The organism is Acidovorax sp. Root402, from assembly GCF_001425125.1.
Lineage (GTDB): Bacteria > Pseudomonadota > Gammaproteobacteria > Burkholderiales > Burkholderiaceae_C > Acidovorax > Acidovorax delafieldii.
The window spans coordinates 26,642-38,713 of sequence record NZ_LMDQ01000005.1 but is presented as its reverse complement, the minus strand read 5'-3'; the positions used below and the strand labels follow the sequence as shown (position 1 = coordinate 38,713).

The window sequence follows — 12,072 nt, the reverse complement described above, 5'->3', positions numbered from 1 at the left end:
ACTTCGTTGCAGTCACGGCTCTTGACGCCAGCAGTCACCGCAACGCCTGCCTCCCAGCGGTCTAACGCGCCGCGGCAGGCCGCCTTTTGCGACCTTGTCGCCCAGTGGGTCTGAAGAGCTGCAGCCCACCGAGTCCCTCGATGCTCACGCAGGTCGATGACGGCCTGCGGTCCCGAATGCACCAGATTTCAAATAACGCCATTTCCATGGGCCAGTACGTCGTTTCGCCCGCGACACACCCGACCGACTGCGGCCGCTTCCGCGCCTCCTTCTCGGTCCATCGTTCAAGTGGCAACGGCAGCTACTGCCGAGTGTTCCGTTTTGACAAAGCCTTTGCCTCGCGCGAAGCTGCCAGGCTCTTTGCCGTCACCCAGGGCTGGCTGCAAGCGTGCATGTCCAATCCCCCTGTGTGCTGAAGCTCTGCTGACCGCAGGCTCCATGTCCTCATCCCAGTTGCCGTGGGCTCCCGCTCACAGTGCTGTACCCCAACGGTGCGCCCTTCGTTGCGTGCCATCCTTCAGAAAGGCTCTTCCATGAGCACCAAGATCTACGTGGGCAACCTGCCCTATTCCGTGACCGATTCCAGCCTGCAAAGCAACTTTGCCGAGTTCGGCAATGTGTCCTCCGCCAAGGTCATGATGGACCGCGAAACCGGTCGCTCCAAGGGCTTCGGCTTTGTGGAAATGGCGTCGGCCGAAGTGGCCCAAGCCGCCATCAGCGCGCTGCACGGCATGTCCGTCGATGGGCGCTCGATTGTGGTGAATCTGGCCCGCCCCCGTGAAGAAGGTGGCGGCGCAGGCGGCTACAGCGCCAATGGCTACAGTGCGAGCAAACGCTCGGACGTTGGCTATGGCACGGGCGGCTACGGCGGCGGCCGCTATTGAGCCCTGTGGCTCATGAAAAAAGCCGGCTCGCTGTAGCCGGCTTTTTTTTCGTCTCGCCCCATGCCTTTGCATGGGCCGCAGGCCAAGGCGGGCCGAAGGTGCTCGACGCCGCTGCGGTGGCCGACTCAAGGACTATTGAGCGGCAACGGCCCCAGCACCACCCTGTCTGCACGGGCGCTAACTATGAAGCGCTGCCGCCTCACACTTCACCAGCAGCCCGGGCGGGGGGTACCACCGGTGCCTGGGCCAGTTCAGGCTGCAATACCAAGCGGTGCGTAGCGCTGTAGCACACAAACCGGCGGTTGGTGGCGCGCCCGATGGCGCACAGGCCCAGCTGCTGGGCCACGGCATGGCCCATTTGCGTCATGCCGCTGCGAGACACCACAATGGGCACCCCCATCTGCGCGGACTTGATGACCATCTCGCTGGTGAGGCGGCCGGTGGTGTAGAACACCTTGTCTGCCCCTGACATGGGAGAGGTTGCGGGGTCTCCTGCACAGTCGCTGGATGAGCACGTCTCAGGATTCATCCACATCCAGCCGGCGATGGTGTCGATCGCATTGTGGCGGCCGACGTCTTCCACAAAAATCAGCAAGTCCTCCCCCTTGAACAGGGCACAGCCGTGCACCGAACCGGACGACTTGTAGGTGGTCTCCTTGAGGCGAATCGCGTTGACGATGCCGTACAGCTGGCCCTGGGTCAGGCGGGCGTCGGGCAACTGGATGCGGTCCACTTCGTCCATGAGCCCGCCAAACACGCTGCCCTGTCCGCAGCCCGTGGTGACGACCTTGCTGGCCGTGCGCTCTTCGATCCGTGCAATGCCATGGCGCGTGCGCACAGCGGCGGCGTGGACCTCCCAATCGACCGTGATCGATTCGATGTCGAACACCGATTCGACCAGCCGCTGGTTGCGCAGATAACCCAGCACCAGCAGCTCTGGTTGTGCGCCCAGTGTCATCAGCGTCACGAGCTCGCGCTTGTCTACGTAGATCGTGAGCGGACGCTCGGCGGGAATCTGTACCTGCTCCCGTGCGCCCAGTTCGTTGACGACCTCGACTGCATGGGTCAGCGGTGCGTGGGCCTGCGTCAGGCGCGGCAGAGAGGGCGAAGACAAAACGGAAGGAGTGGACAAAGAACTGGAACTCATGGGGCAAATATACGCAGTGTGGTGCTACAGCGGTTGGCGCACTGGAATGAACCGCTGCGTGGCCCGGTCCACTGCACCAAGGGGGCAGGCTGGTGCCGTATCGCCCTGCGAGTGCTGGCTCGGCGATGCACCTGGCACATCGCGCCCAGAAAAAAAGCCGCGCCCCACCAGGGAACGCGGCTTCGAGCCCGGCGCGGCAGGGCGCGTGTCAGGACTTGGAGGCCGGTGCAGCTGCAGCGGCAGGTACCTGCGTGCTGGGAGGGCTGCTGGCTGTGCCAGGTGGCGAGTGTGCACCAGCAGCCTCTGCAGGCTTGGCAGCTGGCGGCGTGTAGGCGAAGGGACCAGGGTCCGTGCATGCAGCACCAGTAGCAGCCGCGGGCTTGGCCGAGGGCGTGGTCTTGCGGTAGTGCGCAGCCACCTTGTCTTGGGACAGGCACAACTTGTAGTTGTCCACCTTGCCGGCCCATGCAGCCTTGGCTGCCGCTTCGGCGGCCTTGGCAGCCGCCTCGGGGGACGGGGCCGGCAGCTTGGCGGATGCCACAGTGCATACAGCTGCCGCGCACAGCGCCAGCAAAGAGGTGCGGATGCTTGATCTCGTCATGGAGTGGATCCTCATACCTGGGCGGGCTGCTGGCCCGCAGATGCTGTTACGTCGGTCGCTGACTGGCTGGCGCTGCGCTGGCGCGGGATTTTGCCGGCCTGCACATCGTCGTACCACAGCTCATGGTGTTCCTTGGCCCAGCCCTCGCTCACATAGCCGGTGCGCATGGCCTTGTAGGCACCCTTCATGCCCACTGTGCCCATGTAGATATGACCACAGATCAGCGCCATCATCCAGATGGCCAGAGTGGCGTGGATCATGTGGGCGATCTGCATGTCGCCACGCACGTCGCCAAAGCCGGGGATGAGTTTGTCGAGCACCAGGCCAGTGGCCACCACGAAGATGCCGGGGATGGTGATGCCCCACCAGAACAGGCCCTTCTCGCCCGCATTGAAGCGGTGTGAGGGCACCTCGTGATTGCCCTTGCCCAGCATGCCACCGCCCTTGGCCAACCAGACAAAGTCAGCGCGGTTGGCGATGTTGTCCTTGATGAAGGTAAGAATGATCACCAGCAGCGACACGGCAAACAACGGACCCACAAAGTTGTGAACGTTCTTGAGCGCATAGGTCAACCAGCCAAAAAGCGTGGTCCCCAGGATGGGCAACAGGAAGAACTTGCCAAACGCCATCACGATACCGGAGATGGCCAGCGCGACGAATGCAAACGCATTGGCCCAGTGGGCCGCGCGCTCGAACGGGGTGAAACGCTCGATGCGGCGGGGGCCGGTGCCGTCGGGATGCTCATGCCCCAGCGGGCCTTTCACAAAGTAGAAGATGCCCAAAGCCAGCAACACGATGGCAAACAGCGCCGCACCGTAGGGGATGATCCAGTGGTTGCGCACTTGCCGCCACGCCTCGCCCGCATTGGTGTAGCGCGAGCCGGGGTACTGCACAAAGCGCTGGATCAGGTTGCCCGCCTCGGGCGCCTGGGTCACAGGCAAGCTGCTGTAGCCTGTCACGCCCTGCCCCACCTGGCGCCACATGGGCGCGTTGTTGCCGGGCTGCACCTTCATGCGCTCGCCATTGGTCTGTTCCGCGTATTTGGGATCAGCGCTGGCGTCGGGTTTGACCTGAAAGATATTCTGGCTTTGTACACCCCCCACCGCAGCCGGTGCAGCCGTGGCTGCAGGAGCTGCCGCAGATGCGTCGGGCGCAGCAGGCGGCGTCTGGGCGCCAGCCAGCCCACAGGCCAGGCTGGCCGCCAAGGCCATGGACCACACGATGTATTTCATGGTGGACCTCACTTCGCCTGGGTGCGGGTGTATTCGTTCTGGCCGTACTGCTGGCGCGCTTTCAACTGCGCTTCCCAGCTGGTTTTGTCGCCGGCTTTCCAGCCAGGCTGCGTGAAGTTGCTGCCGGTGCCGGCGTAAGACGGAGCATCGCTGCGAATGCCCGCGCCGGTCTGCGGTTTCTCACCGCAGCCCGTCAATGCCAGGGCGGCCACCGCAGCGGCCAAGGTCATGTGTATGGTGCGCTGCATCATGACTTGCCTCCTGCAGGCTGACCTGCCTGTTGTGAGCCGTAGGCCGTGCCCCAACCCCACACTTCGGCTCCCTTGCCACGCTGCACCACGCGGTTGCGGAAGATATCCGCCACCACATCGCCGTCACCGGCCAGCAGGGCTTTGGTAGAACACATTTCTGCGCAGGCGGGCAGCTTGCCTTCGGCCAGGCGATTGCGGCCGTATTTTTCAAACTCGGCCTGGCTGCCATGGGTTTCAGGACCACCGGCGCAGAAGGTGCACTTGTCCATCTTGCCGCGCACACCAAAGGTGCCGGACGATGGGAACTGCGGCGCGCCAAACGGGCAGGCATAACTGCAGTAGCCGCAGCCAATGCACACGTCCTTGTCGTGCAGCACCACACCCTCTTCGGTGCGGTAGAAGCAGTTGACGGGGCAGACCGCCATGCAGGGTGCGTCGCTGCAGTGCATGCAGGCCACCGAGATGGACTTTTCACCCGGCACACCATCGTTGAGGGTGACCACGCGGCGGCGGTTCACGCCCCAGGGTACTTCGTGTTCGTTCTTGCAGGCGGTCACGCAGCCGTTGCATTCGATGCAGCGCTCTGCGTCACAGATGAATTTCATTCGTGCCATGTGTGTCTCCTTGCGTGGCGCGATCAGGCGCGTTCCACGTTGCAGATCGTGGTCTTGGTTTCTTGCATCATGGTCACGCTGTCGTAGCCATAGGTGGTGGCCGTGTTCACGGCTTCACCGCGCACCACAGGTGCCGCACCCTTGGGGTAGTACGCCAGCATATCCGCCCCTTGCCAGCGGCCCGAGAAGTGGAAAGGCATCCACACGGTATCGGGTGCCACGCGCTCGGTGACGAGTGCTTGCACATTGATGCGGGCACCGGTGGGAGAACTGAGCCATACACGCTCGCCATTCCGGATGCCCCGGTCTGCCGCCGTCTTGGGGTTGATCTCGACGAACGACTCCTGCTGCAGCTCCGCCAGCCAGGGGTTGGAGCGGGTTTCCTCGCCGCCGCCTTCGTACTCCACGAGTCGGCCCGAGCTCATGATGAGCGGGAATTTCTCGTGCACCTTGTCGGCCACGTTTTTCTCTTGCACGCTCTTGTACAGCGTGGGCAGGCGCCAGAAGGCCTTCTTGTCGTCGTGGGTCGGGTACTTGGCCATGAGGTCAGGACGCGTGCCATACAGAGGCTCACGGTGCTGCGGAATGGCGTCCGGGAAGTTCCACACCACAGCGCGCGCCTTGGCATTGCCGAATGGATGGCAACCGTGCTTGAGGGCCACCCGGATGATCGCGCCCGTGGGGTCGGTCTTCCAGTTCTTGCCCTCGGCCTTGGCCTTTTCGGCATCGCTCAGATCGTCCCACCAGCCCAGCTTCTTGAGCAGCACGTGGTCGAACTCGGGGTAGCCCGTGGTGATCTCGCTGCCCACCGAATGGGAGCCGTCCTCCGCCAGCAGGTTGACGCCGTCCTTTTCCACGCCGAAGTTGGCGCGGAAGTTGCCGCCGCCTTCCATCACATGCTTGGAGGTGTCGTACAGATTGGGCGAGCCTGGGTGCTTGAGCTCCGGCGTGCCATAGCAGGGCCATGGCAGGCCAAAATAGTCACCGCCAAAGTCGTAACCAGTCTCCTTGTCCTTGCCGCCCTTGGCCTTCAGGGTCTTCACATCGAACAGGTGCATGTTCTTCATGTGGGCCTTCAGGCGCTCAGGGCTCTGGCCGGTGTAGCCAATGGTCCAGACCGACTTGTTGATCTCGCGCAGGATGTCCTCGGGCACGGGCTCGTCCATGCCCTTGACCTTCTGCATCTTATAGTTCTTGGAGAGCTCGGCGGCAAAGCCCAGCTTTTCGGCGAACTGGTGCATGATCATGTGATCGGAGCGGCTCTCCCACAGCGGCTCGATCACTTTTTCGCGCCACTGCAGCGACCGGTTGGATGCCGTGCACGAACCACTGGTCTCGAACTGCGTGGCTGCGGGCAGCAGATACACCGCACGGTTGGGATTCAAATCTTCGGCCTTGCCTGGCATGGCAGCCATCGCGGCGGTGGCCGAAGGATATGGGTCCACCACCACCAGCAGGTCCAGCTTGTCCATGGCGCGCTTCATCTCCAGACCACGGGTCTGCGAGTTGGGCGCATGGCCCCAGAAGAACACGCCGCGCAGGTTGGAGTCCTGGTCGATCAGCTCGTTGTTCTCCAGCACACCGTCGATCCAGCGCGACACGGTGATGCCATTCTTGGTCATCATCGCGGGCGACGCATACTGCTTCTTGATCCACTCGAAGTCCACTCCCCACACAGCGGCGAAGTGCTTCCACGAGCCTTCGGCCAGGCCGTAGTAGCCAGGCAGCGAGTCTGGGTTGGGACCCACGTCGGTTGCGCCCTGCACGTTGTCGTGGCCGCGGAAGATGTTGGTGCCGCCACCGCTCTTTCCAACGTTGCCCAAAGCCAGCTGCAAGATGCACGATGCACGCACGATGGCATTGCCGATGGTGTGCTGCGTCTGGCCCATGCACCACACGATGGTGCCAGGGTTGTTCTCGTGCAGCATCTTGGCGACCTTGAAAACCTGGTCTTCCTTGACGCCACAAGCCTCTTCCACCTTGTCAGGCGTCCACTTGGCCAGCACTTCGTCGCGCACCTTGTCCATGCCATAGACACGGTCGTTGATGTACTTCTTGTCTTCCCAGCCGTTCTTGAAGATGTGGTACAGCACACCAAACAGGAAGGGAATGTCGGTACCGGAGCGGATGCGCACGTACTCGTCCGCCTTGGCGGCCGTGCGGGTGAAGCGCGGGTCCACCACGATCATCTTGCAGCCGGTTTCCTTGGCGTGCAGCATGTGCAGCATGGACACCGGATGCGCTTCGGCCGCGTTGGAGCCGATGTACAGAGCGACCTTGCTGTTTTGCATGTCGTTGTACGAATTGGTCATGGCGCCGTAGCCCCATGTATTGGCCACACCCGCCACCGTGGTGGAGTGGCAGATACGCGCCTGGTGGTCGCAGTTGTTGGTACCCCAGAAGCTCACGAACTTGCGCAGCAGATAGGCCTGCTCGTTGTTGTGCTTGGACGAACCCACAAAGTACACGCTGTCAGGACCGCTGGCCTTGCGCAGCTCCTGCATCTTGGCAGTGATTTCGTTCAGGGCCGTGTCCCAGCTGATGCGCTCGTACTTGCCGTTGACCAGCTTCATGGGATAACGCAGGCGGTACTCGCCATGGCCGTGCTCGCGCAGGGCTGCGCCCTTGGCGCAGTGGGCACCCAGGTTGATGGGCGAGTCGAACACCGCCTCCTGTCGCACCCACACGCCGTTTTCGACCACCGCATCGACCGCGCAGCCCACCGAGCAGTGGGTGCACACCGTGCGGCGCACTTCGACCTTGCTGTCGCCGATGCCGACCTTGGCACCTTCGGCAGCGTTGGACTTCTTGACCAGCGTGAGCTGCGAGGCCGCGATGCCCACGCCCACTCCCAGGCCAGAGCGGCGCAGGAACGAGCGACGGTCCATGGTGGGCAGGGCCTGCGACAGGCCACGGCGCAGGCTGTGCACAAAAGGCGATGCAGAGCCGTTGCCCTGCACAGAATGGGAAGACTTCTTGGTTAGCAACATGGCGTGCCCCGATGTCAAAGTTGGGTGGTCTTGTAGTACTGCTTCACGCGGGCAGACAGGTGGTAGCCACCGCCCTTTTCGGGTGCGACGCGCGCGGGCTCGGACACCACGGCATCGGACGGCGCGACATGGGGGAGTGCCACCACGGCTGCTGCGGCAGCCCCTACGGTGGCGGCGCCGGAAAAGAAGCTCCGGCGGGAGGAATTTGGCTGGCTGTTCTGCATGCTTGTCTCCAGAAAGGCTGGCAGCTATGAAACGGAATTCATACAGTCTATGTCAGTGTGTAAAAACCCGCCATCGGGCTTTACAACTCCCAGTAACACACTCATCTTTTGTAGCGGCATATCGAGGGTTTACGAGCATCTGGAGGGATCAATCCAACATGTCGAAGCCCTGGGTCTCCACCGACACAAAGGCCCGCGTGAAGTGCGCCACAGCCGCATAAAACCGTGCTTGCGGCTGTGCGGCCAAGGCATCGCAGAGCTGAAGGACCCAGGGCTGCAGATGCGTTGAAAAAAATTCACGCTGCGATGTCAGGTTGCAGACAGCTACATCGTCTCCAGCGATCAGGTAGCGCATGACCTCCAGCAGGTAGGCCACATGGTCCTCGGTCTCGGGCATGGTCTCGTCCCGCGCCAGGCCCAGCTGCTGCAGATCGGTACGCAGACGCGCCAGCGGCTTCTCGTTGAGAAACCCGCTAAGGTAGTGCGAGCCATACAAAAACACCTCGGGCTTGCCCACACCACCAAAGAGCCGGTCAAACTCCTGCGCAATGGCAGCATCGCTGAGCGCACGCGACGCCGCCACCAGTTGCTGCCAGGGCTCCTGCAAAAAGCCGCCATCGGCAGGCGCCTCCGTCACTGCCACCCGCAAGGCCGACAGCAGCTCCGGGCCGGGCGCTGCGTAGTACAGCTGCGACAACAAGCCATACAGCTCGGCGCGGGCAGTTTCTTCATCGAGCGCAGAGCTGCCGCCCAGGGGGGTCAAGGTGGATGGGGCACTCACAGGTCGGTCACTTTCGTCTCGTTTTGTGCGGAATACAGGTCAATCACGCGGCAGTCGCTGCACATCTTCAGCCGCTCCAGCGCCTCGCCCTGGAACATGGGGTGGCCCGACAGTTTGCCCAGCATGGCCTCGATGGCTTTCACCGTGCCAAAGGGTTTGCTGCAGCGCACACAGGCCCAGGGCTTGGCCTCGTTGAGCACACGCAGCTGTGCACGCTCGGGCGTGAGCAGCAGGCGCGGCTGCAGGGTGATGGCGTCTTCGGGGCAGGTGGTGGCGCACAGGCCACACTGCACGCAGTTCTTTTCGATGAAGCGCAGCTGCGGCATCTGCGGGTTGTCCTGCAGCGCACTGGCGGGGCAGGCGCTCACGCAGCTCAGGCACAGGGTGCAGCGATCTTTGTTGACTTCAATCGTGCCCAGCGGCGACCCCACGGCAGGCAGAGCAATGGCCGCAGGCCGCTCGTCTACGGGCATCGGGGCCTGCTCGATCAGGTGGTCGAGTGCCATCTCCAGCGTGCTGCGCTTCTCTTGGGCCACCGCAAAGCGTGCAGCCACGGCCGGGGTCTTCTGGCGCGTCTGGCCCAGGGTCTGCAGTGCAGCATCCAGCGCGGTGGGGTGGTTGGCACGCAGCAACTGCACATGGGTGCCGGTGTAGCCCAGGCCGCGCAGGATGGCCTGCGCCACGTCCATTTGCGCCTGCAGGCCTTCGAGGTACTGCGGCGCTTCTTCATCGGTACTCAAAACCACCACCTGTGACGCACCATAGGCCATGGCGCTGAGCCACAGGTCCACCCCCGTACTCGCCGTGTGCCACAGCGCCACCGGAATCACGTTGGCAGGCACGCCGTGCGCCAGCTTCAGCTGAGCAGCACGGCCCAGTTCTTCCACCAGCGCCTGGCCGCGCTCCTGGCTGTGCAGCAGCAATACCGCATCCTTGCCGCCGGCGGCGGTGTAGGTGGACAGCAGCGTCTTGAGCTTGGTGCCCTGCTCCGTCGCACTGGGGTAGGCATAGGTCAGTGCGCCCGTGGGGCACACGGTGGTGCAGGCGCCACAGCCCACACACAGGTTGGGGTTCACCTTGATTTGCTGGCGGCCCTTGTCGCTGCTGATGGCCTCGGCCGAGCAGATGTCCACGCAGGCATTGCAGCCCACGGTTTCGTTACGGCTGTGGGCGCAGAGCTTTTGTTTGTAGACAAAAAACTTGGGTTTCTCGAACTCGCCCACCAGCTCGCGCAGCTTGAGCAGCGTGCCCAGGTCCCGCCCGTCCCAGCGCAGGTAACCCTGCGGCAGCGCGTGCTGCAGGAAGGTAGGCGTGGCAGTGGATGAACGCAGGTCCAGCACCAGGTCAAAACGCTCGGTCTGCGCCGTGGTATCGCGGGTGAAGTCGATGGCGCCCGCCACCTGGCACACCTTCACGCAGGCGCGGTGCGACTGGCAGGCGGCCAGGTCGATCTGGTAATCCAGGCCAATGGCGTTTTCGGGACAGGCCGCCACGCAGGCATTGCAGCGCGTGCACAGGTCCAGGTCGATGGGGTTGTCGGCCGCCCATTGCAGCTCAAACGCACCCAGCCAGCCGGTGAGGCCCGTGATGCGGCCACCCAGCACCGGATAGCGCCGCGCCTGCGCGCCACCGGCATTGCCAGGGCCTTGGGTGAACAGCGTCACATCCAGCACATCCGACACCAGGGCGGCCGCCTGCTCGGCCTGGTCGAGCGGTCCGATGATCAGCAAGCGGCCCGTGCTCTTGTAGGTGACCGTGGGTACGGGCGGAGGGTCGGGCAGCCGGGCGGCGGCCAGCAGCGCGGCGATCTTGGGGCTGGCCTTGGCGGCATCACGGCTCCAGCCCCCGGTTTCGCGGATATTCACAAACCGGATGGGCGACACCGCGCCCCCGGTCTGCTGGCCCAGGTCGCCAAACAGACGCTGCTCCTGCGTGCAGGCCACCACCACGTCCTGCCCGGACTGGATGGCCTTTTGGAACGCCCCCGCGTCGCGCCGGCACAGGGTGGAGTGAAGGGTCAGGTCTTCATGCAGTGCCTCGCCCAACGCCTTGGCGTTGAGGGGCATCGTCTGGTTGCAGTCGCAGATGAGCGTCGTGGTCATTGTGGGTATGGCTGGCTGGCGTGACCACCGCATCCTGGGCAGAGCGTGGGGCCACCTCAGGCTCGCTAGAGGGAACGCTAGGAACAGCGTTGCATACCTGGGACTGTGCCACGTCTGCGGGGCTTTGCGCCTCCGCATCATCCCGAGGCTGACTGCCCGGCGGGGATATTGCGGCCGCAGGGGCCGCGTCCGGCGCAGCATCACCTGGCAAACCCTGCGCAGCGGTCGCGGCCTTTTTCTCGTGGTCAAAAAAGCCCAGTGCATGCGCACTGGCCATCTTGCGCAGCATGCCTGCAGGCAGCGGGTCGGGCTGGGTGTAGTCGCCGATGTAAATGTCCAGGCCGTCCATCACATTGAAGTGCGGGTCGGCAAACAGCTTTTTCATGGCCAGATTGCGCACCTCAGGCGACACGGCACGGGCCACAAACGGTTTGAAGTCGGACGCGGGCGTGAGCGCCTCAGCATCCGCCAACGTGGGCGGCGGTGGCACCTCCGGGGCAGGGACAGCAGGGGCTGCAGGTGCGACGGGCGCAGCCACAGCGGCCACCGGCGCGGGGGTTGCCACCTGGGGGGCGGGCGGCGGCGGGTCCTGCACGGGCTTGCCCGCCAGCACATCCTGCTTGCGCCGCGACCAGCGGCCGAGGAATCCGTCAGCCATGGTCGCCACCTCCTCGCGCGCCTCCCGCATGGCTGCCACCACCACCACCGCCGCCACGCGGCTTGTCGGTGGACACGGACGCGGGGTTGCCAAAGCGGTCCTGCAGCGTGCGAAAGCTCTCGGGCCGCTTGCGGCGCTTGGGCTCGGGCTGGTAATGCTCGGCCACAAAGGCGCGCAGTGCCTCCACCACCTCGGCATCGGCGGGCACTTGCTCCACGGTTTCCTGTGCGTCCAGCCAGCGGCCGGCGTCGTGGTAGCTCAGGCTCACCGCCACCGGGCGGGCCATGGGGACCTCGCCCGCGCCGGTGTCTTCATCCTGGCGCCACATCACAAACCAGCAGGGCGCGGGCGAAGTGAGGTTCAGGTGATAACCCTCGGCGTCGTCGCGGAACAGCTCCACGCGAAAGCCCGGGAACAGCCAGCGCTGCTCGCGCTGGTCCTGGATCAGAGGGCGGGGTTCGGTCCCAAAGGCGGGCTCGTGGATCACCACCTCGGCCAGCGACCAGCGCCAGGGCTGCCAGCGGTTGTCGATGTGCTCGCGCCGCATGATCACGGCAACGTCGGTGTAGGGGCGCTCTGTCATGGGCT

At 64.1% G+C, this 12,072-nt stretch carries 13 protein-coding genes; 2 read left to right on the top strand and 11 right to left on the bottom strand.

What is annotated here, in order from left to right:
• The first annotated feature begins 176 nt into the window (after window positions 1–176).
• Window positions 177–416, top strand: a complete 240-nt coding sequence (locus ASC83_RS04315) for a hypothetical protein (RefSeq protein WP_200938892.1) — start codon at window positions 177–179, stop codon at window positions 414–416.
• Window positions 417–533: 117 nt separating this feature from the next.
• Window positions 534–884 (top strand): RNA-binding protein, encoded by a 351-nt coding sequence (locus ASC83_RS04310; protein ID WP_056058635.1) that lies wholly within the window; start codon window positions 534–536, stop codon window positions 882–884.
• A gap of 199 nt (window positions 885–1,083) precedes the next feature.
• Here ASC83_RS04310 and ASC83_RS04305 read toward each other — a convergent pair whose 3' ends face one another.
• From ASC83_RS04305 to ASC83_RS04255, 11 genes are all read right to left on the bottom strand, one after another.
• Window positions 1,084–2,031, bottom strand: coding sequence for a formate dehydrogenase accessory sulfurtransferase FdhD (locus ASC83_RS04305; RefSeq protein WP_056058632.1), 948 nt, complete (start codon window positions 2,029–2,031; stop codon window positions 1,084–1,086).
• 208 nt (window positions 2,032–2,239) lie between these two features.
• Window positions 2,240–2,632 (bottom strand): hypothetical protein, encoded by a 393-nt coding sequence (locus tag ASC83_RS04300; protein WP_056058628.1) that lies wholly within the window; start codon window positions 2,630–2,632, stop codon window positions 2,240–2,242.
• An 11-nt stretch (window positions 2,633–2,643) separates the two neighbouring features.
• Window positions 2,644–3,864 carry a formate dehydrogenase subunit gamma gene (locus ASC83_RS04295; RefSeq protein ID WP_056058625.1) on the bottom strand — a complete coding sequence of 407 codons (1,221 nt, stop codon included), beginning with the start codon at window positions 3,862–3,864 and terminating at the stop codon, window positions 2,644–2,646.
• An 8-nt stretch (window positions 3,865–3,872) separates the two neighbouring features.
• Window positions 3,873–4,115 (bottom strand): hypothetical protein, encoded by a 243-nt coding sequence (locus tag ASC83_RS04290; RefSeq protein ID WP_056058622.1) that lies wholly within the window; start codon window positions 4,113–4,115, stop codon window positions 3,873–3,875.
• The gene (gene fdh3B / locus ASC83_RS04285) at window positions 4,112–4,729 is read right to left on the bottom strand and encodes a formate dehydrogenase FDH3 subunit beta (protein WP_055402827.1); all 618 of its coding nucleotides are present in this window, start codon (window positions 4,727–4,729) and stop codon (window positions 4,112–4,114) included. The genes ASC83_RS04290 and fdh3B overlap by 4 nt, the downstream gene beginning before the upstream one ends.
• Window positions 4,730–4,752: 23 nt before the next feature.
• On the bottom strand, window positions 4,753–7,719 hold the full coding sequence (locus ASC83_RS04280; RefSeq protein ID WP_056058619.1) for a formate dehydrogenase subunit alpha: 2,967 nt from the start codon (window positions 7,717–7,719) through the stop codon (window positions 4,753–4,755).
• A 14-nt stretch (window positions 7,720–7,733) separates the two neighbouring features.
• On the bottom strand, window positions 7,734–7,943 hold the full coding sequence (locus ASC83_RS04275) for a hypothetical protein (RefSeq protein WP_056058615.1): 210 nt from the start codon (window positions 7,941–7,943) through the stop codon (window positions 7,734–7,736).
• 148 nt (window positions 7,944–8,091) lie between these two features.
• The gene (locus ASC83_RS04270) at window positions 8,092–8,724 is read right to left on the bottom strand and encodes a molecular chaperone (protein ID WP_056058612.1); all 633 of its coding nucleotides are present in this window, start codon (window positions 8,722–8,724) and stop codon (window positions 8,092–8,094) included.
• On the bottom strand, window positions 8,721–10,790 hold the full coding sequence (locus ASC83_RS04265) for a 4Fe-4S binding protein (protein ID WP_056058609.1): 2,070 nt from the start codon (window positions 10,788–10,790) through the stop codon (window positions 8,721–8,723). The genes ASC83_RS04270 and ASC83_RS04265 overlap by 4 nt, the downstream gene beginning before the upstream one ends.
• Window positions 10,750–11,484, bottom strand: coding sequence for a DUF3306 domain-containing protein (locus ASC83_RS04260; RefSeq protein ID WP_056058668.1), 735 nt, complete (start codon window positions 11,482–11,484; stop codon window positions 10,750–10,752). The genes ASC83_RS04265 and ASC83_RS04260 overlap by 41 nt, the downstream gene beginning before the upstream one ends.
• Window positions 11,477–12,067 carry a DUF3305 domain-containing protein gene (locus ASC83_RS04255; protein ID WP_056058606.1) on the bottom strand — a complete coding sequence of 197 codons (591 nt, stop codon included), beginning with the start codon at window positions 12,065–12,067 and terminating at the stop codon, window positions 11,477–11,479. Before ASC83_RS04255 ends, ASC83_RS04260 begins: the two co-directional genes overlap by 8 nt.
• Between the last annotated feature and the right edge of the window lie 5 nt (window positions 12,068–12,072).